Source organism: Paenibacillus sp. FSL M7-0656, assembly GCF_038003225.1.
GTDB lineage: Bacteria > Bacillota > Bacilli > Paenibacillales > Paenibacillaceae > Paenibacillus > Paenibacillus amylolyticus.
Genome location: NZ_JBBOOT010000001.1, coordinates 86,838 through 112,193 on the forward strand (window position 1 = coordinate 86,838; position 25,356 = coordinate 112,193).

A 25,356-nucleotide genomic window follows, 5' to 3' on the forward strand; every position below is an offset into this window, starting at 1 on the left:
AATGATGGATTTGTCTGCCTACCGTGACATCTTTATCGAAGAACTGAATGATCAACTGGAACGTATGGATCAGTCTTTATTGGCATTGGAGCTTTCGCCTTCTGTAGAACTGGTTCAGACGCTGTTTCGGGCAGCCCATACCATCAAGGGATCGGCATCCACTATGGATTTCCGTGAATTAAGCGACCTTACGCATGAAGTGGAGTATGCTCTTGAATGGGTCCGAGAGAAAAAACCGGAGATGACTTCGGAGCTAATTGATACGTTGTTCCGCTCTTTGGACGCCATGAAGGTGCTTCGTGATCAGTACATCCGTGGGGAAGCCTATGCAGATTTTCGAGCAGTAGTAAGAGAAATAAAGGATTTAATTCAGACCCCGACAGTAGTCGGGCAACTTAAAACACCTCAATTGCAACCAGCAGAGTCGATTATGGCACAGGTAGCTATTGTGTCAGGCAAGCAGTTATTGTCCATTCATGTTGTGCTGGAGCAGAAGTGCATGATGAAAGCGGCCAGATATCATATTTTACGACAACGCATTGAGGACATCTGTGGTACGGTTGTCGCTACTTCGCTCATGGAGAGTCAACCGGGCGCGCAGAATGAAGATGATCATTATGGTCAGTTCATCATCATCGTAGCAACGTCGAATGACCAACAGCAGCTTAAGGCAGAGCTGTCTTCAGACTCGGATATTCATATGCTGGAGATTGATCCATATCTGCTGGAATCCAATGAGGTTGTAGCGACGTCTGCACCACTTGAATTAATCTCTGAAACAGAGCAAACGAAACAAAGCTTTCCTACCGTGAATACAACTGGGCCGGATGAGAAAGTGAAAGTTACTCAACCTACAGTTCGTGTGAGTGTTGAACGTCTGGACCATTTGATGAATTTGGTCGGTGAACTGTTAATTGATCAGACATCCCTTGCAGATCTGAGTGGATCGGGTGCGCGTAAGGAGTCTTCAACACTCATCCGGAGTATTAGTGGTGTATCCGATCATATGGGCAGGGTAATCAAGGAACTCCAAGAAGGTGTAATGAAGACACGGATGTTACCCATTGATCAACTATTCAGTCGCTTCCCGAGATTGGTTCGTGACCTATCACAGAAGCTGGGTAAGGATCTGGAACTGGTTATTCAAGGTGGAGAGACTGAGCTTGACCGGATGATTATTGAAGAACTGAGTGACCCGCTGATCCATCTCATCCGCAACAGTGCAGATCATGGCATTGAAAGTGCAGAGATTCGGGCGGAGAACGGTAAGCCGTCCAAAGGACGTATTACATTAACTTCGTTTCATGAAGAAAATCATGTTGTCATTCGTTATTCGGATGATGGCAAAGGTATCGATGGTGAGAAGATTAAAGCTTCCGCCTTGGGCAAGGGCATCATTAGTGAGGAACAGGCTGCACGCCTAACAACACAGGAAGCTGTCCACCTCATATTTGAACCTGGCTTCTCGACGGCTTCTTCTGTCAGTGAAGTATCAGGACGCGGTGTTGGAATGGACATCGTGCGTAGTCAGATCGGGCGACTCAACGGCATCATTGATATTGATACGGAGGTTGGTGTGGGTACCACGTTTACGATTCGTCTACCTCTCACACTGGCGATTATTAAAGGTCTGTTAGTCAAAGTATCGGGTCGTGTGCTGATCTTGCCGATGTATAATGTTGCTGAGATTGTTCGAATTTCACCTGAAGATATTCAGATGATCCAGGGGCAACAAGCGATCCTGAATCATGGACGAATTGTACCTTTTCACCGACTGTGTGACAGGCTCAACTATCCACGAACAGACCGCAAATCCAAGACCATTCCACTGGTGATCGTGCGTTCCGTTGATAAAATTGCAGCTTACGCAGTAGATGAGATTATAGGAAATCAGGAAGTCGTTATTAAGACACTTGGTACGTATCTGGGAGCGATGAACCATCTATCTGGAGCAACGATCCTCGGTAATGGTAAGGTTGCCCTTATATTGGACGCGTCCTATCTGGTGAGTGTTTAATCGTTAGATAAACACAAATTTTTATGCAGGCCAAAAAGCCTCATCATCCATAACTGGACGGTGGGGCTCTTTGTTGTACCTTTTGACATTGTGACCACTCAGGATTTGAAAATGAGATCCATAAACCGGTTGGCTGCCAGAGAGATCGGCATATTGCGTTTGGTCATAATCCCCACATGGGAAGGGGGGAGCGGGACATCAAGCTGAATTTCGAAGAGAGAGCCTTCCTCCAGCTCTTTGGAGATAAATTCACGTGTGACATAGGAAATACCCAGTCCTCGACGCGCAAACTCAATCAACAGATCAACACTACCAACCTCAATCTCAGGTTTTAACGTGTAATTATAGCTGTTAAACAACTCAGTTATAGCCATCCGAACACGGCTGTTCCGGGAGAAGAGGATCAGTTGATGCTCCAGAAGCATCTCAAGTGTCATGATTTTACCCTTCAACTGAGCATAACGTTCCCCAGCTACAAAACAGTCCTTCAACTGAATACTTTCCCTGACTTCTAGCTGTGGATCAACAATGGGCATCCGAACAACACCAAGATCAATCTTGCCTTCTTTCAGAAAGGTGATGACTTCCGGCGTAGTTCCATGACTCAGATGTAGCTTGATATTAGGGTACAAGGTGTGGAATTCCTCTAGATACGCCAGCATGTAATGCTTGAACAGGGAGTCACTGCCACCAATTCTCAATTCACCATTGTCGAGATTCTTCAGTGCGGCCATTTTTTCTTCTGCAAGTGAGATCAGAATCTGGGATTGTTCAATATAGGAGTATAGACTGGCACCTTCCTGTGTCAGCGCTACACCCTTGGAATTTCGATAAAACAAGGTAAGACCAAAGCTCTCTTCCAATTGCTTAATGGCATGACTGACGCTGGGTTGAGTGATATACAGTGCTTTCGCAGCCTGTGTCAAACTTCCCGTTTTGGCGGCCCAATAAAAGACTTTATATAGCTCGTAATTTGTAGTCATAGATGTGGTCTATAGCTCCTGTGAAATATATTAATTACTTGTATGGCTATAAAACGTATTATAGTGTAACTACAACAAAGAAACCAGAGTTACTTGGAAGGAGAACGGTAAGATGGAACCAACTACCATTGTTTTATTTGGTGCAACTGGCGATTTAGCCAAAAGAAAAATATATCCTGCCTTATATAACTTATATCTTGAGCAGAAGCTTCCTGAAACCTTCTCATTGATTGGTCTGGGGCGTAGAGATTGGTCTGATGAATTCTTTCAGGCACAAGTGGAAAAATCATTAAATGAATTTTCCAGACGCCAAGCTGATCCTGAAGTTGTGAAGTCATTTGTGAAAGCTTTCCGCTACAGTGTATTGAATATAAGCCATAAGGAAGATTATATAAAGCTGTTGGGATTAGTTGAACAAAGAGAAGCTGAGCTTGGCATTCCGTCCAATCGCTTGTTTTATCTCTCGGTTGGTCCGGAATTTTTCGAACCGATTGCCGAGAACATTCAAGAAAGTGGACTGGGTTCCACAGAGGGTTGGAAACGTCTCGTTATCGAGAAGCCATTTGGTCACGATCTACAGTCTGCGAGAGACCTTAATCGCAAATTAAGCGAATCGTTCACGGAGGAAGAGATTTATCGGATTGACCACTATTTGGGCAAACCGATGGTACAGCGTCTGGAGACGTTGCATCAGAGTAACCCAATCATGAAGGCGTTATGGAACAACCGTTACATCTCCAATGTGCAAATTACGGCGAATGAGACTGTAGGTGTCGAAGAACGTGCATCCTATTATGATCATGTTGGTGCAGTGCGAGACATGTTCCAGAATCATATGTTGCAATTGCTCATGATGATGGCGATCCAGCTTCCATACAACAGTACTTCCGAAAAAGTTGGATTGAAGAAAAAACACATTATGGAATCGATCCAGCCGTTACAAAAACAAACTGTGGGCGCAAACATCATCCGTGGACAGTATGCAGAAGGCAACATTCAAGGTAAACCGGTAAATGCGTATACTGCTGAACCGGGTGTAGCAGAGAATACGATGAATGACACATTCATTGCTGCCAAATTGCAAATTGATGATTTCTTCTGGCGTGGTGTTCCGTTTTACATTCGCACGGGTAAAAGAATGAAGGAGAAATCAACACGTATCGTGATTGAATTCAAAGAACCTTCAGGACAGACTAATGTGCTGAAAAACAAGGGTTCCAAGCCAAACCTGCTTGTCATTGAGATGAGTCCGGATCAGAGCATGACATTGCAACTGAATGCAAGTGATCCTGAGAATAAAGGTGAATTCAAACCGGTTCATATTGATCTTTCTCCGGACAAAGGTGACCTTGCGGAAGCTTACGAGAATCTGATTCGTGATGCTTTGCTGGGTGATCCAACCTTCTTTGCCCACTGGGATGAAGTAGAATTGTCATGGGCATGGGTGCAGCCAATTCTGGATGCATTCCAGGAAAATCTGTTGCCACTTCACCTGTATCCTGCGGGTAGCTATGGACCGGTTGAATCAGATGTTATGCTTGAAGAAGAAGGTCACCACTGGTGGTTTGATGAGCCGGCGGATCAGGAGTCTGTAGTTACAAATAGCATACCCTTGGCGGTTAATGCAAATCTCTAAACCAAAATAAAAAATATATCTGGAGGTAATTTAATCATGAAATTTTTTATCGATACAGCTAACGTGGAAGATATCCAAAAAGCATACAAAATCGGCGTATTGTCTGGCGTAACAACAAACCCATCTTTGGTAGCCAAAGAAGGCGTGAAATTCGAAGATCGTATTGAAGAAATCTTGCGTTTGGTACCTGAAGTGGAGTCCGTTTCTGCGGAAGTGACACCAGATGCCCTTACTGCTGAAGAAATGATCGCGCAAGCAGACGAATTGATCAAAATTAACAACAGCGACAAAAACATTACGATCAAATTGCCAATGACACTTGCAGGACTTGAAGCTTGCCGTTACTTGACCAAAAAAGGTGTGAAAACCAACGTAACGTTGATCTTCACTGTGAACCAGGCACTTCTGGCTGCTCGTGCTGGTGCAACATATGTATCCCCATTCCTGGGACGTCTTGATGATATCTCCGAGGATGGCGTACAATTGGTTACCAAAATTGCTGAATTGTTCCGTACACATAACCTGGATGCACAGATTATTGCGGCTTCTGTAAGACATCCGGATCACGTTACACGTGTAGCGATGGCTGGAGCACATATTGCTACTGTTCCATTCTCCGTCATTGAACAAATCTCCAAACACCCACTGACAGATCAAGGTATGGACAAATTTGCAGCTGACTGGAAAAAAACAGTACAATAATCACTGAACATATATTCGTTTCAACTTACAATAAAACTATATAAATCATGGAGCATTGGGAGGACATAATGAGTAAACAACAGATTGGTGTTATTGGATTGGCAGTAATGGGTAAAAACCTGGCTTTGAATATTGAAAGCAAAGGTTTCTCGGTATCGGTATTTAACCGTTCCCCGGAGAAAACGAACGATCTTCTGAAAGAAGCAGAAGGTAAAAACCTGACAGGTGCGTTCACTATTGAAGAATTCGTGGAATCCCTGGAGTCTCCGCGTAAAATTCTGATCATGGTGCAAGCAGGTAAAGCAACAGATGCAACAATCGAGCAACTGCTTCCTCATCTGGATCAAGGCGACATTATTATCGATGGAGGTAATGCTTACTTCCCTGACACACAACGTCGCAGTAAAGAACTGGAAGAAAAAGGTTTCCGCTTCATCGGAGCAGGTGTATCCGGTGGTGAAGAAGGCGCACTGAAAGGCCCGGCAATCATGCCAGGCGGTCAGGAAAGTGCTTATCAGTTGGTAGAACCGATCCTTACAGCGATCTCTGCCAAAGTTGGCGATGACGCTTGCAGCACATATATCGGACCAGACGGTGCCGGACACTATGTGAAAATGGTGCATAACGGTATCGAGTACGGAGATATGCAGTTGATTGGTGAAGCTTATCACTTGCTCAAATCCGTATTGAACGTTTCCGTTGAAGAGTTGCATGAGATCTTCACAGAGTGGAATCAAGGGGAGCTGGACAGCTACCTGATCGAAATCACGGCAGATATTTTCTCCAAATACGATCCAGAAACAGGCAAACCAATGGTTGACGTTATTCTGGACGCGGCTGGACAAAAAGGAACAGGTAAATGGACAAGCCAAAGTGCGCTGGATCTCGGCGTTCCATTGTCCATGATTACGGAATCCGTATTCTCCCGTTTCCTCTCTGCGATGAAGGACGAGCGTGTAGCAGCTAGCAAAATCCTGAATGGACCAGCGACTGAAGCGTTCTCCGGCGACAAAAAAGCGTTCATCGAGAACGTGCGTAAAGCATTGTTTGCAAGTAAAATCGTATCCTATGCACAAGGATTTGCACAAATGCGTGCAGCTTCCGATGAATACGGCTGGGATCTGAAATACGGTAACATTGCCATGATCTTCCGTGGTGGTTGCATCATCCGTTCGCAGTTCTTGCAAAACATTAAAGAAGCATATGACAAAGATGCAGAACTCAAAAACCTGCTCTTGGATCCTTACTTCCAAAACATCGTTGAATCTTATCAAGGTGCATGGCGTGAAGTTATAGCGGCTGCTGTAAAACAAGGTATTCCAGTACCTGGATTCTCCAGCGCACTGTCTTACTACGACAGCTACCGCACAGAGCGTTTGCCAGCAAACTTGCTGCAAGCTCAACGTGACTACTTCGGTGCTCACACATTCAAACGTGTGGACAAAGAAGGTTCATTCCACTTCCAGTGGATGGACACAAACGAGTAATTTTAATTCCGAAAATATAGCATTTCTGCAGTTGTCCTTGAATTTAATTATTCAGGGCGGTAGCGGGAATGCTTTTTCTCGTTAATGGTTCGAATTTGAATATCATCAAATTGTAATAAAATGTACGAATCTGAGTTTGGCAAACAGATGATCTGACCCTTCAACTACGTTATACTTGTTCAGACGGACCTGTGTCCTTAATGAAAATTCAGAATACAACTTATTGACGTGGAGGTTAGACCGGGCATGTTTGTATTAGCAGGTATATTGTTTTTGGTCGTATACGGTTTATTAGTGTTCTACATAGGCTGGAGCGGTTGGAGTTGGATGAAACCAGTTGTGTCCGCCAGATTTCGATGGTTTTATATTATAGCGCTTGTATTCCTTGCCGTTTCCTTCATTTTGGCACGGGTATTTGGAAGCATTTCGTTCCTCGGTATCATCGGTTCTTACTGGCTGGCAATCTTCTCGTTGTTATTGTTGATCCTGCCCGTCGTCCACCTCACAATGTGGTTGCTGAGATTAACCCGTATTCCAAGACATCACACACAGAAATGGGCGGGAGTTGTTACGCTGGTGCTGTTAGTGTCCACATTGGGTTACGGAATTTTCAACGCTTACAGCCCTGTAGTGAGAACGTATAATATCCAGATTGATAAAAAAGTAGAAGGTGTAGACAAGCTCAACATTGTCATGGCTGCCGATATGCACTTCGGACTTCTATCTGGCCCTGCACATGCCAAACGCATGGTGGAGGAAATTAATGCACTGAAGCCGGATCTGGTGCTGTATCCTGGAGATATTATTGATGACAATCTGGATATGTACCTCAATAGCGGAATCGCCGATATTATCAGTGATATTCAGGCCCCATACGGCGTCTATGCTTCACTCGGAAATCACGATAAGTTCGATGGTCCGATTGAAGATCTGATTGCTGCGCTGGAGAAGAGCAACATGCAAGTTCTGTACGATGACAAGATCGTGCTGAATGACAAGATCACCCTCATTGGTCGGAAAGACCGAACAGAGAAGGATCGGGCAGAAGTAGCTACTTTAATGCAAGGCACTGATTTGACCCAACCGGTACTTATGATGGATCATCAGCCGTATGATCTGGATATTGCGGAGCAGAATAATGTAGATCTGGTCGTATCTGGTCACACTCATCGTGGTCAGATTGCACCGGCTCAGTTCATCACACAGGCCATTTATGAGAACGATTGGGGTTATCTGCAAAAGGGCTCTATGCACTCCATCGTAACCTCAGGATTTGGATTCTGGGGACCTCCAATTCGTACTAGTAGTCGTTCGGAGATTGTACAGATTAATGTGACCTTCCAGTAATGATGAAAGGCCTTCGAGAGAAGGGCTCCTTATAAGCACGTCAAGCATAGATTGATGATACTGGCTCCGCTGTATGATGACAAGCTCAAATCGACTGTCGTCATAACGCGGAGTATTTCTTATGCAAATTTAGATGAATGCTGATTGATTAAGGAGTTTATATTAACATAAGACGGCTCGATGCCCGGAAATCGGAGCTTCAAGCCGCCTGTTTTTTTATTATGTAAGTTAGTTTCTTACCCCTTTTGAAGGAATGGCTTCAAACGAATAAAATGCGCCTTTTGTATTGATTTTACCGATAAGCGTTGTGGCTCCTTTTTTCGTGAAGGTGTACTCGTTCTCTTGGATACGAACGGAATAACCTTTTAGCTCAATACCAAATATAGATCTGACTGTAGGTACAGCGATGGATAGTGCTTTGTTTTTGCTGAGCTTGGGCTTGGCAAAAGACTTTTTGAAATCAGCATCATTTTTCCAGTTGATACCTAATTCGTTGGTGACTTTCCATACCTTTCCGGTCTTGCTACCGATATGTACGTAATTTAGATTGTCGTTATCCCTATACTTCCATAACATATCTTTTCCTTCTACGGTAAATAAGGTGTAATCAAAAGCTTTTACTGAGGGTATTCCAAGTGTTTTGAGTGAATTTCGTGCTATGTTTGTCATCCAGGCATAGGAATCATCGATTTTATATTGCAGGATTGCCGACATTTGATTACCTTTGTCCACATCGATGTAAAGTTGTTGACTTGGTCCAAAGATGACCCAGTAGTTTTGGAGTAAATGTCCATGTTCCTGATCATTAGCTTTGAAACGCCAAAAACCACTTTTAATGAAGATATCTTCATCCTCAAATGTTTTTAAGAAGGCATCAAGCTTCAGGCGCAGCGCATTATCCATGACTTTATTGAGATCAGCGGTATCATACATGATAAGGGTGGACGCGACATGATTTGTATCAAGGTCGTATCTTTGTGTGAAATCTGCGAATCCAGTTCCATCTATAGTTCCGTTAATGACCCACGGATCAAATGATGTGTCTATTTTGATGAATTGAATGTTCTGTTTCCCCACGAGTTTAACTAGTTCATCACTCAAAAGTTGTTGTGTCTTCCGATCCAGCTGGTCAGCGGACATGTAATTCTCTATTAACGAGAGTTCATTGGATTTTGCGGCCAAGGTGGGCGGCGCTGATAACAATAGCGAGATGGCAGCAATGACGGCGGTAAATGAAGTGATTTTTTTCAAAGTGAATCCTCCTGATTAGTTTGGGTCATATTATTAGATATCAAAGGGTATATCGCATTTCAACATAACATAAAAGGTAAATGTTTCATATGATCTAAAAAAGTGGAATAGAGCGGTATTATTTTTGGGTTGACACCGTTTTCAGGTTATGATAAATTATATCCGAGGCTTGTTACCGGTAATGCGGGCAAAACCACTATGGAAATGATTTTATTATTTCTGTTTTGGTTTTGCCCTTTTTTATTCCTCAAAAAAAACCAGGTGGGTCCATAATGATTATTAAACAGATATTTAATAACAATATTGTCAGTACCGTGGATGACAAAAATCAGGAACTACTGATCCTCGGCCGGGGAATCGGATTTAAGTTCAAAGCAGGCGATGAGATTGATGAAGAGCGGATTGAGAAGGTATTTCGTCTTCAGGATGCATCGATTTATGAGAAATTCAAATCCATCGTAGCTGAAGTGCCGATTGAGATTCTGCAGGCAACAGATGATATTGTGACACTGGCACGAACGCAATTGAACAAAACCATCAGTGACGGGATCTATGTCTCGCTGTCTGATCACATTCACTTTGCTGTTCAACGCTTGGAAAAAGGAATGATTACTCGTAATCCACTTTCTTGGGAAGTTCAGCACTTCTATAAGGCGGAGTATGATGTGGCCAGAGAAGCACTGACCTTGCTGAAGGAAAGACTGGATATTGAGTTTCCCAAAGATGAAATCTGTAATATTGCCTTGCATTTCATCAATGCGGAAGTGAATGATTCCATGAACGATGTCACCCATCTGATGCAGCTGTTGCAGGAGATCATGAATATCATCAAATATCACTTCAACGTCGAATTGGATGAAGATAGCGTCAATTATTTCCGCTTCATCACCCATTTGAAATATTTCTGTCAGCGTGTCATTACCCATTCTTCACATGATGATGCTGAGGAGTATTTATATGAAGTGGTTCGGAAAAACTATCCGGAGACATTTAAATGTATTGGCAAGATCGAGACTTTTATCCATAAGAACTATCAGTATGACATGACTCACTCTGAGCAGTTATATCTAACGCTCCATCTGGAACGTTTGATGAAAACCAAGCGGGACGAAAAGTTCACGCAATAGAATCAAATCACAACTGGATATCCTATGGGCTTGTTACTGTTCAATCAGGCAATACCCGAATGAGATGGCGCCATCCATATGCGCTAGATTCGTTCGGGTATTTTTTATTGGAAAAATGAGGAGGAAAACATCATGAAACATCAGGAAACGGCACAGGAAATCATTAAAGCCGTTGGGGGAACAAACAATATTAACTCCGTTTATCACTGCGTCACACGTTTGCGCTTTGATCTGAAAGACAACGAGAAAGTTGATAACGGCTCACTCAAGAAACTGGATAAGGTCATGGGAACAAATATTTCCGGAGATCAATTCCAGGTCATTATCGGTAATGATGTGGCAAAAGTATTCGATGCCATGGTGAAGGAAAATCCGGCAATCCAGCAAACTACAGAAAACAAAGAGCCAAAGTCGGATAAAAAACAAAATGTCGTGCTGAAAATTTTTGAAACAATCGCAGGTGTCTTTGCTCCGATGCTTCCAGCGATTACTGCGGCAGGTATGCTCAAAGGATTACTTGCACTATTTGTGTCCGTAGGTTGGATGTCTGCCGGAACGGACACGTATCGTATTCTTTCAGCCATCGGTGACGGCGTATTCCACTACCTGCCTTTACTGATTGCAGTTAGCGCTGCTCGTAAATTCGGCAGTAACCCGTTTGTTGCGATTGCACTAGGTACGGCACTGATGTATCCAGACATGACAGCATTGTTATCTAGCGGTGAATCGGTTGGATTTTTGGGAATCCCGGTTACAGCTGTAAGTTATGCTTCATCGGTTATCCCGATTCTTCTTGCAGTATGGTTGATGTCCTATGTTGAGAAATGGGTTGACCGCGTTATCCCTGCTGCACTCAAGCTGCTGCTTGTGCCGCTGATTACCTTACTTGTTATGGTTCCAGTAACGCTGATTGCGATCGGTCCATTGGGTACATTTGTAGGTAGCGGATTGTCTGGCGGCATCAACTGGCTGCTGAATGAAGGCGGATTGATTGCAGGTATTGTTCTTGGCGGCGCGATGGCGCTCATTATTATGACAGGAATGCACTATGCACTTGTGCCGATCATCCTGAGTAATATCGCTACACTGGGCTTCGATAAATTCTTGCCATTGACCTTTATCTCCAATATGGGTCAGGCTGGTGCAACACTCGGCGTATTCTTCCGGGCAAAAGATAAAAAACTCAAAACCGTGGCATTGTCAACGAGCTTCACCGCACTCATGGGTGTAACGGAGCCGGCTATGTACGGCGTAAATATGAAATACAAAAAACCATTTGCTGCAGCCATGATTGGTAGTGCAGTGGGTGGCGGATTCGCCCTTGCTTTTGGCGCGAAAGCGTATGTACTTGCGGGTAACGGTGGTCTCCCAGGACTTCCTTCCCTGATCGGACAGACCTTCTGGTATTCCTTTGGGGGTATGATTTTGGCCTTTATCGTGGGTGCAATCATGTCTACGATATTTGGTATCAAGGAAGAAGAGGGAGACGCAGAGGCGTTAGCTCAATTCTCACCGGGTGCTTCTACAGCTCCAGCGAAAGTAACTTCCAATGACGCTGCAACCGTAAATGTAGACGACATGGGTGATCCAACACCAACGAGTGATGCAGTAGCTGTTGCACCCATGACAGGTAAATCCATCCCGCTCAAAGAAGTCAACGATCCAACATTTGGTGATGAATTGATGGGTAAAGGTGTGGCATTTGTTCCAACGGTGGGCGAATTGGTATCTCCAGTGACAGGTACCATCATGAATGTGTTCAAAACAAAACATGCGATCGTTGTCCGCAGTGATAACGGAATGGAATTGCTGATTCATGTTGGAATTAACACGGTGAAGCTGCGTGGACAGTATTTTGATGCACATGTTGCTACAGGAGCACGTGTACAGGCTGGAGACAAATTACTCACGTTTGAACTGGCCGAGATTGCAAAAGAATACGACATCACAACCGCTATGGTTGTTACCAATACGGCTGATTACAAGCAGGTTCTACCTGTGAAATTGGGCGAAATCACGATGGGTGAAGACGTCTTGAAAGCTGAGATTTAAACTGTCCGTCTTAGGACTAACAATATCAACAAAAGAAGGAGAGATTCGAATGATTAATCGACAAGGGTTCCCGGAAGGTTTTCTATGGGGCGGCGCTATTGCCGCTAACCAGGCTGAAGGTGGATTCGATGCTGGTGGCAAAGGATGGTCGACAGCCGACATGGTTCCTTATTTTGAGAAAAAGGACTACACCAACCTTAGAGAACTGATGCATGTTACCAGTGCAACGGTTGAGAAAGCAATGGCACATCATAGTGCAGAAGGTTATCCGAAGCGCTACGGGATTGATTTTTATCACCGTTTCAAAGAAGATATTGCGCTGTTCGCCGAGCTGGGCTTCAAGACATTCCGTCTGTCCATTAACTGGCCGCGTATTTTCCCAAATGGTTATGATGCCGAGCCCAATGAAGAGGGACTGCGCTTCTATGACGAAGTGTTCGATGAACTCCGGAAATACGATATCGAACCACTTGTAACCCTCTCGCATTATGAGATGCCTATGGCACTTGTCCTGAAATATAACGGCTGGGCTGGCCGCGAAGTGATTGGACATTTTGTAAGATATGCGGAAACCGTGATGAACCGATACAAGGACAAGGTCAAATACTGGTTGACGTTTAATGAGATTAATACAACCATTATTGAACCGTTCACAGGCGGCGGTATTATTGAAGACCGGGTTGAGAACACGATGCAGGCTTCTTATCAGGCACTTCATCATCAATTTGTAGCCAGCAGCCTGGTGACAGAGAAAGCACGTCAGATTAACCCGAACTTCCAGATCGGATGTATGCTTGCGCGTATGATTCACTACCCGGCGACATCGAAGCCAGAGGATGTGCTGCAAGCTCAGATCGATAATCAGCTGAACCTGCTGCATACAGATGTACAAGTTCGTGGTAGTTATCCAACGTTTATGGCTCGGTACTGGTCAGAGAACGGGATTACCATTGCCATGGAACCAGGAGATGAGCAGATCCTGCGTGAGCACACGGTTGACTTTATCTCGTTCAGTTATTACACATCCTTGGTGTCCGCAGTGAACCCGGAGGAATATGGAGTAACTGGAGGTAACCTGTACAGTACGATCAAGAACCCGAATCTGGAGCGTACAGAGTGGGGCTGGCAGCTTGATCCGATCGGTCTGCGCGTTGCACTGAAAGAGCTGTATGACCGTTATCAATTGCCACTGTTTGTAGTGGAGAATGGCCTTGGCGCGAAAGATACGATTGAAGCAGACGGTTCCATCAACGATGATTACCGGATTGATTATCTGAGAAAACATATCACACAAATGAAAGAAGCCGTTATGGACGGAGTGGACCTGATGGGATATACCAACTGGGGAGCGATTGATATCATCAGTGCATCCACTTCGGAAATGTCCAAGCGTTATGGCGTGATCTACGTGGATCAGGATGACAACGGACAAGGCACATTGAATCGGTATAAGAAAAAGAGTTTTGGCTGGTACCAAAAAGTCATTGCCTCAAATGGCGAGAACTTGGAATAGATTAATCTATAAAGGCACCCCGGGCGTAGCTGGTATTACGGCGCCGGGGCGCCTTTTTAATATAATCAGGTAGAATTCTCATCAACGCTATTGGCATTTCAAGGTAAAAAAGATGACTACATAACATTCTGGATGGTATACTGTGTTCGTATTGGGGGAGGGATAACCATGAAGAAGCCTATTATTGCTGTAGATATGGATGACACGATATGTCATCTGGTCAAGCGGGCTATATATCACAACAACCTCAACTTCCCGACCCATCCGTTGCGCTACGAGGATATGATTCATTGGGATACATCCCATTTGCGTCATCCAGAGAGCACGCATGATGTATTTTATGGTCGGCCGGGTCTGTTCGAGGAATTGGAGTTATACGACGAATATGTTGTAGATGAGATGCGAAAGCTGAACGATGCTTATGATGTTATTGTTGTGACGGCAGCAGAACCAAGAACAGTCGTTGAGAAGTGGAACTGGCTTCAGCAACATATGCCTTTTATAACCGCAGAACAGTTTATTACATGCAAAAGAAAAAACTTGCTCGGTTTCGATCTGCTCATTGATGATGGAGCACATAACCTGATCCCCGCGCATGAAGACGGCAAAAAGGTCATCTGTATTCCACATCCGTGGAATATACAGGAGCGTGAGCGATACAACTTTCCGTTGATGTCTTCATGGAAAGAGGCCAAGGCATACATAGATGAAGTGTTACAAGTTGTTGGTGTCTGAAAGTAAATCTTATTGTCCAGAGTGCTATGCTCTGGATTTTTTGCGATAGGCGAGAGGTGTTTCGCCTGTTATTTTTTTGAATGCAGCATAGAATGAATCCATATCCCGATATCCAACCAGCTCTGCAATCAGGCTGACTTTGTGCTGTGAACTCTTTAGAAGTTCGCAGCTTTTTTGTATACGGAGGTGTTGAAGGTGGCCGCTAAAGGTCTGTCCGGTATGTCTCAGAAACATTCGCCCAATTTGCTTTTCACTCCAGCCCGATACATGTACCAGATCAGACATTCGAATACGATTGCTTACGTGTTCCTTGATATAGTGAAGGATGTAATCAAAACCGGTGGAGTGATGCTCTTCATCATAATCCTTTTGATAAAGTTGTCTGTAGGTCATCAATACCAACTGGCTTACCAAGGTGTATAACATGGTAGACGAACCGATCCCCTGAACAGAGGATTCACGATATAGCTTCACCATTAGTTCTTCAATCCGATCGTTGTGATCCACAACGGATATATAAGGAACCTGATTTTGTTCCAGATCCATCAGATGTTGAATGATTTCTTTTTCCTGAATGATTGCTGTCAGCGTGTGGATCAATTCAGCATTAAATAAGCAATTATATATAATTAACGGATGCTCGGTTACGTTGGTGCTGACAGGACGAAAGACATGAGGAACGCCGACAGGAATGACAAACAGCATCCCCTTTGTCACCGGAATGACATCTTCACCGATATGATGAAAGCCCTTTCCTTCGGCAACGTAGCTATATTCAATAAAATCATGTGCGTGAAAAGGAAGCACAAAATCTTCAGAGCAACGATTGACAAAAAGTTGCAAATGATTATGCAGAAAGTATTCACTTTTCATGAGTTGTACAGATGAATTCACAAGCAACCTCCTCGCACAGATGGCTGAATCACCGGATGAAATAGTCCTGATTACCGGGTATTTAGGACAACAGGATCGATATAATTATATCGTAACCCCGAATGGGAAGCCAAGATGGAAAGGACGATCTGCTAATGTTCAACGTTAGTCACCTTCGCTGTGAGTATAGAATTAATCCGATAGGCCTTGATGTCAAATCACCGAGATTAAGCTGGCAGTTACAGTCTGATCGTCGAAATTGCATGCAATCCGCATACCAGATCCAGCTATCCCTGTCAGAAGATTTTGATGAGATTGCATGGGATTCTGGCAAGATAAACACGGATCAATCCATACATGTGGAATTAAACCATTTTCAGCCTTCCCGGCAAACGCGATACTATTACCGGATTCAGGCATGGGATGATGCAGGAAGTGATTCGGGCTGGTCCGAATCGGCTTATTTCGAGATGGGACTTATGGATAGTCATAACAAGTGGCAAGCAGAATGGATCACAGCTAAACCATCAGATGATGGAGATACGTCATGCCCGCGTATGCGCAAGCAGTTTAATGTGAAACAACCTATTACTTCTGCCCGCATATATGTAACAGCACTTGGATTATACGAGTTGCATATGAACAACACAAGAGTAGGAGAAGATTATTTTACACCTGGCTGGACCTCTTATCGTAAGCGATTACAATATCAAACCTATGATGTTACCCACCTGCTTCAGGATGGACAGAATACTTTAGGTGCTAATCTGGGAGATGGCTGGTACCGAGGATATCTTGGCTGGAACAAAGAACGGGAGATATTTGGTTCAACGTCCGCATTGCTGCTGGAACTGCATATGAAATACGCAGATGGATCAGAGGAATGTATTTTATCCAACGGGGATTGGATGGCTGCTCCAAGTGCCATTCGTATGTCGGACATCTATATGGGGGAGACGTATGATGCACGAATGGAGTCCGATTGGTCGGATTCATCTCAGACGAATTGGTCACCCGTGAACGTACTGGAGCATCCGAAAGATATCATCGTTGCTCAGGAGAACGTACCCGTTACCCAAGTCGAGCAGCTACAGCCAATCGCTTTGTTAACAACCCCACAGGGAGATCGTGTAGTAGACATGGGGCAGAATATGGTGGGATGGGTGAGATTCAGCATTCAAGGTGAGGCGGGTCAGACGGTTGAGCTGCACCATGCTGAGATATTGGATCATGAAGGCAACTTTTACACCGATAATCTTCGCGCCGCCAAGCAGTGTATTCGCTACACGTGCAAGGGGGATGGCGTGGAATCATTTGAACCACATTTTACGTTCCAAGGGTTCCGCTATGTGAAGCTGGTTGGCTTTCCGGAACACGTTCGTCTGGATGAATTCACCGGAATAGTGCTGCACTCGAATATGGAGCAAACAGGTCAGTTCTCATGCTCCAGTCCGCTCGTAAACCAACTGCATCACAATATATTGTGGGGGCAAAAAGGAAATTTCCTTGATGTGCCGACAGACTGTCCACAGAGGGATGAACGGCTCGGATGGACCGGGGATGCACAGATGTTTGTCCGAACGTCCTCCTACCTGACGAATACGGCTTCCTTCTTTACCAAATGGCTGCGGGATCTGCAAGCCGATCAGGGAGAAGATGGCGGTATTCCATTCTTTGTTCCGGATCTGAGAAGTTCCACCTCAGAAGGGTGGGGAGACACCAGTCATTCCTCCGCCGCTTGGGGGGATGCAGCAGTCATCTGTCCTTGGACCATCTATGAGATGTATGGAGATGCCAGATTACTGGCCGAACAATATGAGAGTATGAAGCGGTGGGTTGAATACATTCAGGTGCAGGGTGACAATCCGTACCTGTGGAACACGGGATTCCACTTTGGCGATTGGCTGGGACTGGACTCCAAGCCTGATAGTTATGTTGGCGCAACGGATACAGATTATGTGGCATCTGCCTTCTATGCCTATTCGGTTTCGTTAACTCAAAAAGCGGCTGAGGTCCTTGGAAAGACAGATGATGCTGAATATTTCAAGGAGTTGCACACAAACATTGTTCATGCGTTTCGAAATGAATTCGTGACTCCAGCCGGGAAAATTGCTGTTCCTACGCAAACAGCACATGTTCTTGCGCTTCAATTTGACCTGCTGGACGTGACTGCCCGAACTCGTGCTGTTGATCAATTGGCGAAACTCGTGAAAGAGGCGGGCAATCATCTTACTACAGGTTTCGTAGGCACACCTTATCTAAATCCGGTATTGAGTGATGCAGGTCTTCACGACCTGGCATATACATTACTTTTTCAAGAGGATTATCCGTCCTGGCTATATCAGGTGACTCAAGGCGCAACGACCGTCTGGGAACATTGGGATGGGATCAAAGAGGATGGCAGTCTCTGGAGTGCTGATATGAACTCATTTAACCACTATGCGTACGGAGCGATTGGAGAATGGTTGTATCGTTACGTTGCCGGCATTCGGTCCGATGAACATCAGCCAGGATTCCGAATGGTGCATATCGAGCCGCAACCCGGACCTGGACTGGATTGGGTGGAAGCGAGTCTGGAGACGATGTATGGTCAAGTTGCTTCAAGTTGGCACCGGCTGGCGGAGGGTGAAATGGAGATTCGGGTGCATATTCCCACCAACACGAGGGGGACGGTACGTCTTCCTGGAGCAGGTGCACAGATCGTTCTGGAACAAGGGAAACCGTTGGATCAGTTGGATCAGATAAGTGGAGTTCAGGATATTCAAAACATTGGAGACGATGTTGAAGTCACACTTGGATCTGGAAGTTACCAATTTACGTACAAAGACACGGATGCGAAAAAGGATCGGGATGTTCAGGAGGCTACATTGACAGAGTCCGTATAATGATAGAATAAGTGGTAAGATGTACACTTGAAGAGGATCTGCACACACGCAGGTCCTTTTTCGAACTTGTTGAGAGTAAATTTGTAGTATTTGAACAATGAAAGGAGCATGACCATGGCAAAACCTGCATTCAAAGATGCACCTTTACGTAGTGAAATAGAGGATTTTGCTAAGCAACAGGATCACCACACATTGGCCTGTTGGGCTGCGGAGTGTGCGGCACGTGTCTTGTATATATTTGAGAAGAAGACGGAGGATCTCCGCGCACGTGATGCCATTGATGCAGGAAGAGGTTGGATCCGTGGAGAGATTGCCATGGTTGATGCACGAAAGGCGGCTTTTGCAGCTCATGCTGCTGCACGGGAAGCCGATCATGTCGCTGCCTCTGCTGCCTCTCGTGCGGCGGGACACGCAGCTGCAACGGCCCATGTCAAAGGCCATGCGGTACATGCCGCAACCTATGCAGTGAAAGCTATCTTTTATGACTCTCTGATGGAAGAACAAGAACGTCGTGTCTTGGAAGAGAGAACGTGGCAATATCAATATCTGTTGGGAGGGTGTAATGATCATGGGGAAAGAACACGTTAGATTAATTAAACCATCACGAGCATATAAGGAAGCGTATTTGGCATTTTATGAAGACTGGGTCAGAAGTGGAGAATTGATGGTACCTTGGGTCATTTCCAAAGATCCTTATGCGTTCGATGAGATGTTGGCATTTTTGCAACGCAATGAACAAGGGATCGACATCCCGGAGGGCTGGGTCAAAGACAGTACATATTGGCTGGTCACGGAGAGTCAACAAATCGTGGGTGCTGTGAATATAAGGCATGAGCTTAACGATAAATTGTTCAACAGTGGAGGACATATTGGATATGGTATTCGTCCAGGAGAGCGGCACAATGGCTATGGTTCCGAAATTCTCAGGCTTTCTTTGGAGAAAACGAGAGAGCTTGGAATCACCAAAGTATTGATCGTATGTGATGCGGTTAATGAGCCTTCCAGAAGGGTTATCCTTCGAAATGGTGGCATTCGGGATGAAGACTATGTGGAGTCCAATGGCAACGTTGTTGAACGATTCTGGATAGAGAATGTCGAATAATGCAGAATAATGATGAAATAAAACGAAAATAATATGGATTATGATTGTATTACCCTCGTGTGCTGATTAAAATGAAGCATAGAATCTGGATTGCGGCCGGAAACTATCATCCCATATCAGGCACAAGTGAGGTTATCTTTATGAATCAACCGGTTAATCGGCCCCGGCGAATTGAGTATCTGGATCTCTATCGTGCTTTTGCCATCATGGCAGTGGTAGCTATTCATGCAACTTCAACAGCAGTTGCGCATTACCCCAAGCATACATTAGATCATGATGTGTATTATTTCTGGAACACGTTTTTGCAATTTGCCGTTCCAGCGTTTCTGTTCCTGTCCTCCCTGGTCTTGTTCTACAACTACAGCTCCAAGGTGAATGAGAAGGGTTGGATGCTCGCTTTTTATAAGAAGCGTTTATTTAATGTATTTGTACCCTATGTGGTGTGGTCCCTTATCTATTTTGCCATTAAACAGTTGCTTGCGGGCAAAGAACCTTTGACCCATAGTGTTCAATTTGCTAAACAATTAGTGATGGGAACTGCTCATACGCACTTGTACTTTTTTCTGATTATTCTTCAATTCTATATTGTTTTTCCATGGCTTCTGTCCCTTACACGCCATCGTTTGTTTAATCGTTATTTGCCATTATTCTTTATTGCGGGCCAAGCGATCTTCTATGCACTACATTTGCAGTTTCACTTCGAACGGACAGGAAGTTTGTTACCCAGTTATCTGATCGTGATTGGATTTGGCGCATGGGTTGGGTTGAACTTTGAGTGGGCATTGAACAAACTGTATACTCACCGTTATGTGCTCATAGCTGCGTTGATAGGTGGAGGTGCCATTTTTATATATGGTAATGCTTATATCAAAACCGCTTTTGCTGCATACCCGGTTATAACCTATACTGTGCTGTTCCTGTTCCGTAATCTGTTTACCTTGTCAGCCTGCCTGCTCCTACTGATCTTTAGTGAACGAATCGGCACAGGAAAACATACCGAGGTTCGTAAAGCTACGCGTATTCTGGACTCCTTGGGTACAGTTGCGTTCGGTGTATTTTTAATGCATCCACTCGTATTGCTCTTCTGGAGGCGTGAATTCACAGATGAACTGGCTCGGCACTTCAGCGTAGGCATCATACTATCTTATATTGTGGCGCTCCTGATCTCATGGATCTGCGCAATGGGTTTGCGCCGGATGAAGTGGGGATGGGTACTGATCGGACGGTAAGTATAAATAAACATATGTAATTTAAGATAAGAGATTTCAAGCCCTCACGCCTTGAGGGAATCACTTGAAACCTCTTTTTTATTTGCCCTAATGAAGGTATTATAGAGTTTAATGTCCATAAAATTGAATTAATGGAATGAACACTACTTTGTCAGGAGTGATCAAATGAAATTGGTGATTATTTTTGGTCCGCAGGCTGTGGGCAAAATGACGGTTGGGCAAGAACTGGAGAAGATAACAAAGCTTAAATTGTTTCATAACCATATGACCATTGAATTGGTGTCTCCTTATTTCAGCTATGGTACACCACAAGGCAAAAGACTGGTGAGTCTGTTCCGGCAGGAGATTTTTGAAGAAGTGGCAAAGAGTGATTTGCCGGGTCTGATTTTTACATTTGTGTGGGCTTTGGACGCGGAGTCAGATGGTGAATACATCCGTAAGATCAGTGAGTTGTTTACATCTAATGGAGGTCAGGTCTGTTATGTGGAACTGGAGGCCGATGCATCGGAAAGACTAGAGCGCAATAAAAGTCCGCATCGTCTGTTACATAAACCAACAAAGCGTGACATTGCGTGGTCTGAGCGAGATTTGCTAGATACGATGAAGCATTATCGATTGAATTCGGAACCGGGAGAAATCAAGCATGAGCACTACATAAGGATTGATAACACACACAAGAGTCCGGATGAAGTGGCACAGTTAATCCAGGAACGCTTTAATTTGTAATCTGAGAAACGTCTAACTTAGCAAAGTAGATACTTTATATGAGAGGGGCACTACATCATGTACTTTGTTATATTTTTGCTCATAGGACTTGTTTTATGTTATCTGATCCCATTCGGTCCTATTTTGGCTGGGGGCATTGTTTTCGCACTTGTGATAGATCATTACCGTCAGACGATGCATATGCGTGAAGATATCCGAGACATCAAGAATCATCTGGGGCTAATGAACAAAGGTGAGGCGAAAGAGTACGAGATGGATAAGCAATTTAAAGATGTCGATCGTTTGGATTCAGAAGAAATGGATATGATTAATCGGAAAATTGAAGCAGAGCTGGAGAAAGACAACAAAAACAATAAACCGTGAATCCCTGTAAAATAATTCTTGATTTGCTCACTCCTGTGAGTATATTTACCTAGATCAGGAGTCATGCTAATTCGATATTAACTTTTTGTTGCACTGTGTAGAAATTTGTAATATTATGAGGGAAGCGCGTACAACATATCGGGTTGTAACTGTTGAATCAGGCAAAGCCGTATACCTTGAGAAAAGGGATTGGTTTGTCTTTTTCTGTATATTGGAGTGATAAAGTGAAAATCGAGAAGGTGCTGAACAATAATGCTGTAGTTGCAATGAATGACGAGCAGGAAGTTATTATCATTGGCCGGGGGATTGCTTATCAGAAGCGGGCGGGTGATATGGTTTCCGAGCAGCATATCGACAAGATATTTACTTTACAGAATGAAGATATTCAGGAAAACTTCAAGGCATTAATCTCAAGCATTCCTCTGGAATACATGAAAGTATCCGAGGAAATCATCGCTTACGCCAAATTAAAACTTGGCAAGAAATTAAATGAGAGCATTTACTTACATCTCACAGACCATATTCACTTTGCCATTGAGCGGTATCGCAAGAATCTGCCCATACGCAACGGGTTAATCTGGGAGACAAAGCAGTTATACAAAGAGGAATATGAAGTCGGAATGGAAGCGCTCAATATGATCTGTGATCAATTTGGTGTGATCTTGCCTGAGGACGAAGCCGGTTTTATGGCACTTCACTTTGTCAATGCAGCTTTGAACGAGGAAATGCCCAACATCAAGAGTATGACCCAGGTCATGCAGGAAATCTTGACAATCATCAAGTATCATTTCAAGATTGATTTTGATGAGAACTCACTGACATTTTATCGCTTTGTGACACATTTGAAGTTTTTCGCCCAACGTTTGGTGAAGGGAAAACATTACAAGAGCAACAACGATGATGAATTGTTCCTGATGATTCAGAAAAAGTATCCAGCAGCGCACAAGTGCTCGGAGAAAATCAAGAAATTCATTGAAAGCAACTACACGTATCAACTAACTGACGAAGAATTGATGTACTTAACGATTCATATTGAGAGAGTTGTGAATGCAACTTCTGAATAATCCCATAGATCAGCTTGCAGGGTTGCAACCACTAGGGCAAAACCTGAACGCTTGAATGACTGAACATACCGTTAACCGGGTGTTCCATACATTCAGATGTTCAGGTTTTTTTATTCTCTCCAATATGCTTTGAATCCGTGTCTAGCCAGAAAGGAAGAAAAGACTTCATGAAACACGAGCAATTAGCCAAAGACATTCTGTCTGGCGTTGGTGGAAAACAGAACATTAACAGCGTGGTGCACTGTGCGACCAGACTTCGTTTCAAATTAAAAAATGACAATAATGCCAAAACAGACGAACTCAAAAATCTGCCTGGAATCATAACGGTAATGCAAAGCGGGGGGCAATACCAGGTAGTTGTGGGTAACGAAGTGTCTGATGTTTATAAAGCCTTGTTACAGGTGGGTAATATGAATGCGGATGAACCGGTCTCAAGTGATGATTCAGAATCTTCCGGTAAAAAAGAGAGTCTCTTGGGTCGGTTTATCGACTTGATCTCAGGTGTCTTTACACCAATTCTCGGATTGCTAGCTGCAACAGGGATGATCAAAGGTTTCCTGTCCATGTTTACTTCTCTCGAATGGTTGGACCCGTCTTCAGGAACATATCAATTGTTGAATGCTGCAGGTGACTGTCTGTTCTACTTCTTCCCAATCTTCCTGGGTTACACAGCTATGAAAAAATTCGGTGGATCTCCATTCCTCGGGATGGCCATCGGAGCCTCACTTGTATATCCGACCTTATCCGGTCTTAGTGGTGGGGAACCGCTCTATACGCTGTTTGCAGGCACATTGTTTGAATCACCGATTCATATCACGTTCCTGGGTATTCCCGTTATCTTGATGAGTTATTCCTCATCCGTCATTCCGATTATTATTGCTGCTTATTTTGGAGCAAAGGTAGAAGCGTTCTTCAAAAAGATCATTCCTTCTGTTGTGAGAACGTTCCTCACGCCATTCTTTACGATTCTGATTGTTGTCCCTGTAACATTCCTCTTGATTGGTCCAATTGCGACATGGGCAAGTCAGCTGATTGGTGCCGGGGTATCGGGCATCTATGACTTGAGTCCGTTGGTAACCGGTATTGTTGTTGGTGGATTGTGGCAAGTATTGGTGATCTTCGGGTTACACTGGGGTATCGTACCAATTATGTTGCTCAATCTGTCCACACTGAAAGCAGATCCGATTCTGGCAATGATGTTTGCTGCTTCCTTTGCTCAGATTGGTGCCGTTCTTGGCGTTATGCTTAAAACGAAAAATACCAAACTCAAATCACTGGGTGTTCCTGCCTTTGTGTCCGGGATTTTTGGTGTAACTGAGCCTGCTATTTATGGTCTTACTTTGCCATTGAAAAAACCATTTATTATGAGTTGTATTGCTTCTGCAACCGCTGGTGGTATTATTGGCTTCGCTGGCTCCAAAATGTTTGTATTTGCTTCAGGAATCTTTGGTGTTCCAGCGCTGATTAGTCCCACAGAGGGAATCAACTATGAATTCTGGATGGCCATGATTGCCACTATCATTGCTTTTGTACTAGGCTTTGTTCTCGTTTATTTTGTAGGATTCAAAGATCCTGCTAATCCAGAGACTGCCAAACAGGCTCCAGAGCCAGTAAAAGAAGAGAAGGCTGCACTTGAGCCTAATCCAAACAATCGCTACGAAATTGCCAGCCCGATGACGGGTGAGGTGGTTCCTTTGCAAGAAATTAATGATGCTACATTTGCTGGTGAACATATGGGTAAAGGGATTGCTATTCGCCCAACCAGTGGGAGAGTTGTATCCCCGATTAATGGTGTGGTACAGACGATTTATCGTACCAAACATGCAATTGGACTTGTAGATGATCAAGGTGTAGAGATTCTGATCCATATCGGTCAGGATACAGTACAGCTCAAAGGTCAACATTTCACTGCACATGTGAAAGATGGGGATCGTGTGAGTGTTGGCGATCTGATCGTTGAATTTGATCTGCAGGCCATTATTGAGGCGGGTTATGAGACCGTAACACCGATTATTGTAACGAATACGGCTGATTATTTGGACGTGGTTGCAACAACAAGTCGTGAAGTGCAAGAAAAGGATAAATTGGTTACGGTTATAGGTTAATTCTGCTTTAGTGCGAATTTTATTAATCTGAACATTAGCTCTATAGAGACCACTTTGATGTTTTCGAAGTGGTCTCTTTTTTTTATTTTCGGTCACTCCAATGTATTTGTGAAATTAATAAAAATAAGTGTTGCAAACGTAGTTCAGATGTACTATGAT

20 protein-coding genes are annotated in these 25,356 nt (G+C 44.1%); 17 read left to right on the forward strand and 3 right to left on the reverse strand.

Going from position 1 to position 25,356, the window contains the following annotated elements; genetic code table 11:
* Position 1: 1 nt before the first annotated feature.
* Positions 2-2,017 (forward strand): chemotaxis protein CheA, encoded by a 2,016-nt coding sequence (locus tag MHI01_RS00415; protein WP_340982248.1) that lies wholly within the window; start codon positions 2-4, stop codon positions 2,015-2,017.
* Positions 2,018-2,115: 98 nt separating this feature from the next.
* On the opposite strand, the gene MHI01_RS00420 is transcribed toward MHI01_RS00415, so the two are convergent.
* Positions 2,116-3,000: a LysR family transcriptional regulator gene (locus MHI01_RS00420; protein ID WP_036613457.1), complete on the reverse strand. Its 885-nt coding sequence runs from the start codon at positions 2,998-3,000 to the stop codon at positions 2,116-2,118.
* A gap of 112 nt (positions 3,001-3,112) precedes the next feature.
* Between MHI01_RS00420 and zwf the strand changes: the two genes are divergently transcribed.
* The 4 genes from zwf to MHI01_RS00440 all read left to right on the forward strand — a co-directional run bounded on the left by zwf (position 3,113) and on the right by MHI01_RS00440 (position 8,172).
* A complete protein-coding gene (gene zwf, locus MHI01_RS00425; RefSeq protein ID WP_036613459.1) occupies positions 3,113-4,636 on the forward strand; it encodes a glucose-6-phosphate dehydrogenase in 1,524 nt (507 codons plus the stop codon).
* A 36-nt stretch (positions 4,637-4,672) separates the two neighbouring features.
* On the forward strand, positions 4,673-5,338 hold the full coding sequence (gene fsa, locus MHI01_RS00430; RefSeq protein ID WP_036613461.1) for a fructose-6-phosphate aldolase: 666 nt from the start codon (positions 4,673-4,675) through the stop codon (positions 5,336-5,338).
* 68 nt (positions 5,339-5,406) lie between these two features.
* On the forward strand, positions 5,407-6,825 hold the full coding sequence (gndA, locus tag MHI01_RS00435) for an NADP-dependent phosphogluconate dehydrogenase (RefSeq protein ID WP_036672842.1): 1,419 nt from the start codon (positions 5,407-5,409) through the stop codon (positions 6,823-6,825).
* A 246-nt stretch (positions 6,826-7,071) separates the two neighbouring features.
* Positions 7,072-8,172: a metallophosphoesterase gene (locus MHI01_RS00440; RefSeq protein ID WP_340982250.1), complete on the forward strand. Its 1,101-nt coding sequence runs from the start codon at positions 7,072-7,074 to the stop codon at positions 8,170-8,172.
* A gap of 228 nt (positions 8,173-8,400) precedes the next feature.
* Here MHI01_RS00440 and MHI01_RS00445 read toward each other — a convergent pair whose 3' ends face one another.
* Positions 8,401-9,423: a hypothetical protein gene (locus tag MHI01_RS00445; RefSeq protein WP_340982251.1), complete on the reverse strand. Its 1,023-nt coding sequence runs from the start codon at positions 9,421-9,423 to the stop codon at positions 8,401-8,403.
* 272 nt (positions 9,424-9,695) lie between these two features.
* On the opposite strand from MHI01_RS00445, the gene licT (MHI01_RS00450) reads away from it, so the two are divergent.
* The 4 genes from licT (MHI01_RS00450) to MHI01_RS00465 all read left to right on the forward strand — a co-directional run bounded on the left by licT (MHI01_RS00450) (position 9,696) and on the right by MHI01_RS00465 (position 14,850).
* On the forward strand, positions 9,696-10,550 hold the full coding sequence (licT, locus tag MHI01_RS00450; RefSeq protein WP_307535137.1) for a BglG family transcription antiterminator LicT: 855 nt from the start codon (positions 9,696-9,698) through the stop codon (positions 10,548-10,550).
* 132 nt (positions 10,551-10,682) lie between these two features.
* Entirely contained in the window at positions 10,683-12,602 is a 1,920-nt protein-coding gene (locus MHI01_RS00455; protein WP_339186843.1) for a beta-glucoside-specific PTS transporter subunit IIABC, read from the forward strand.
* A 49-nt stretch (positions 12,603-12,651) separates the two neighbouring features.
* On the forward strand, positions 12,652-14,115 hold the full coding sequence (locus MHI01_RS00460) for a glycoside hydrolase family 1 protein (protein WP_340982252.1): 1,464 nt from the start codon (positions 12,652-12,654) through the stop codon (positions 14,113-14,115).
* A gap of 168 nt (positions 14,116-14,283) precedes the next feature.
* Entirely contained in the window at positions 14,284-14,850 is a 567-nt protein-coding gene (locus MHI01_RS00465; protein ID WP_036613472.1) for a 5' nucleotidase, NT5C type, read from the forward strand.
* 24 nt (positions 14,851-14,874) lie between these two features.
* On the opposite strand, the gene MHI01_RS00470 is transcribed toward MHI01_RS00465, so the two are convergent.
* Positions 14,875-15,744, reverse strand: a complete 870-nt coding sequence (locus MHI01_RS00470; RefSeq protein WP_051449882.1) for an AraC family transcriptional regulator — start codon at positions 15,742-15,744, stop codon at positions 14,875-14,877.
* 134 nt (positions 15,745-15,878) lie between these two features.
* On the opposite strand from MHI01_RS00470, the gene MHI01_RS00475 reads away from it, so the two are divergent.
* The 8 genes from MHI01_RS00475 to MHI01_RS00510 all read left to right on the forward strand — a co-directional run bounded on the left by MHI01_RS00475 (position 15,879) and on the right by MHI01_RS00510 (position 25,197).
* Positions 15,879-18,608: a family 78 glycoside hydrolase catalytic domain gene (locus MHI01_RS00475; RefSeq protein WP_445744884.1), complete on the forward strand. Its 2,730-nt coding sequence runs from the start codon at positions 15,879-15,881 to the stop codon at positions 18,606-18,608.
* Between the two features lie 114 nt (positions 18,609-18,722).
* Positions 18,723-19,196, forward strand: a complete 474-nt coding sequence (locus tag MHI01_RS00480; protein ID WP_340982254.1) for a putative immunity protein — start codon at positions 18,723-18,725, stop codon at positions 19,194-19,196.
* Positions 19,171-19,710 (forward strand): GNAT family N-acetyltransferase, encoded by a 540-nt coding sequence (locus MHI01_RS00485; protein WP_076250098.1) that lies wholly within the window; start codon positions 19,171-19,173, stop codon positions 19,708-19,710. The genes MHI01_RS00480 and MHI01_RS00485 overlap by 26 nt, the downstream gene beginning before the upstream one ends.
* Before the next feature lie 71 nt (positions 19,711-19,781).
* Positions 19,782-20,939, forward strand: a complete 1,158-nt coding sequence (locus MHI01_RS00490) for an acyltransferase (protein WP_340982255.1) — start codon at positions 19,782-19,784, stop codon at positions 20,937-20,939.
* Between the two features lie 165 nt (positions 20,940-21,104).
* Positions 21,105-21,665 carry an AAA family ATPase gene (locus MHI01_RS00495; protein ID WP_339283093.1) on the forward strand — a complete coding sequence of 187 codons (561 nt, stop codon included), beginning with the start codon at positions 21,105-21,107 and terminating at the stop codon, positions 21,663-21,665.
* Positions 21,666-21,722: 57 nt separating this feature from the next.
* Complete coding sequence (locus MHI01_RS00500; RefSeq protein WP_282321015.1) at positions 21,723-22,028, forward strand: hypothetical protein; 306 nt, start codon at positions 21,723-21,725, stop codon at positions 22,026-22,028.
* A 224-nt stretch (positions 22,029-22,252) separates the two neighbouring features.
* Complete coding sequence (licT, locus tag MHI01_RS00505) at positions 22,253-23,092, forward strand: BglG family transcription antiterminator LicT (protein WP_036613486.1); 840 nt, start codon at positions 22,253-22,255, stop codon at positions 23,090-23,092.
* A 167-nt stretch (positions 23,093-23,259) separates the two neighbouring features.
* A complete protein-coding gene (locus MHI01_RS00510; protein ID WP_340982256.1) occupies positions 23,260-25,197 on the forward strand; it encodes a beta-glucoside-specific PTS transporter subunit IIABC in 1,938 nt (645 codons plus the stop codon).
* The last annotated feature ends 159 nt before the right edge of the window (positions 25,198-25,356 follow it).

What these genes read in the sequence shown, in the direction of transcription:
- MHI01_RS00460 (WP_340982252.1), top strand. Translation starts at nt 12,652, where the DNA reads ATGATTAATCGACAAGGGTTCCCGGAAGGTTTTCTATGGGGCGGCGCT.
- MHI01_RS00440 (WP_340982250.1), top strand. Translation starts at nt 7,072, where the DNA reads ATGTTTGTATTAGCAGGTATATTGTTTTTGGTCGTATACGGTTTATTA.
- MHI01_RS00420 (WP_036613457.1), bottom strand. Translation starts at nt 3,000, where the DNA reads ATGACTACAAATTACGAGCTATATAAAGTCTTTTATTGGGCCGCCAAA.
- MHI01_RS00490 (WP_340982255.1), top strand. Translation starts at nt 19,782, where the DNA reads ATGAAGCATAGAATCTGGATTGCGGCCGGAAACTATCATCCCATATCA.
- MHI01_RS00500 (WP_282321015.1), top strand. Translation starts at nt 21,723, where the DNA reads ATGTACTTTGTTATATTTTTGCTCATAGGACTTGTTTTATGTTATCTG.
- MHI01_RS00475 (WP_445744884.1), top strand. Translation starts at nt 15,879, where the DNA reads ATGTTCAACGTTAGTCACCTTCGCTGTGAGTATAGAATTAATCCGATA.
- licT (WP_307535137.1), top strand. Translation starts at nt 9,696, where the DNA reads ATGATTATTAAACAGATATTTAATAACAATATTGTCAGTACCGTGGAT.
- MHI01_RS00485 (WP_076250098.1), top strand. Translation starts at nt 19,171, where the DNA reads ATGATCATGGGGAAAGAACACGTTAGATTAATTAAACCATCACGAGCA.
- MHI01_RS00510 (WP_340982256.1), top strand. Translation starts at nt 23,260, where the DNA reads ATGAAACACGAGCAATTAGCCAAAGACATTCTGTCTGGCGTTGGTGGA.
- zwf (WP_036613459.1), top strand. Translation starts at nt 3,113, where the DNA reads ATGGAACCAACTACCATTGTTTTATTTGGTGCAACTGGCGATTTAGCC.
- MHI01_RS00465 (WP_036613472.1), top strand. Translation starts at nt 14,284, where the DNA reads ATGAAGAAGCCTATTATTGCTGTAGATATGGATGACACGATATGTCAT.
- MHI01_RS00455 (WP_339186843.1), top strand. Translation starts at nt 10,683, where the DNA reads ATGAAACATCAGGAAACGGCACAGGAAATCATTAAAGCCGTTGGGGGA.
- MHI01_RS00480 (WP_340982254.1), top strand. Translation starts at nt 18,723, where the DNA reads ATGGCAAAACCTGCATTCAAAGATGCACCTTTACGTAGTGAAATAGAG.
- gndA (WP_036672842.1), top strand. Translation starts at nt 5,407, where the DNA reads ATGAGTAAACAACAGATTGGTGTTATTGGATTGGCAGTAATGGGTAAA.
- MHI01_RS00495 (WP_339283093.1), top strand. Translation starts at nt 21,105, where the DNA reads ATGAAATTGGTGATTATTTTTGGTCCGCAGGCTGTGGGCAAAATGACG.
- MHI01_RS00415 (WP_340982248.1), top strand. Translation starts at nt 2, where the DNA reads ATGATGGATTTGTCTGCCTACCGTGACATCTTTATCGAAGAACTGAAT.
- fsa (WP_036613461.1), top strand. Translation starts at nt 4,673, where the DNA reads ATGAAATTTTTTATCGATACAGCTAACGTGGAAGATATCCAAAAAGCA.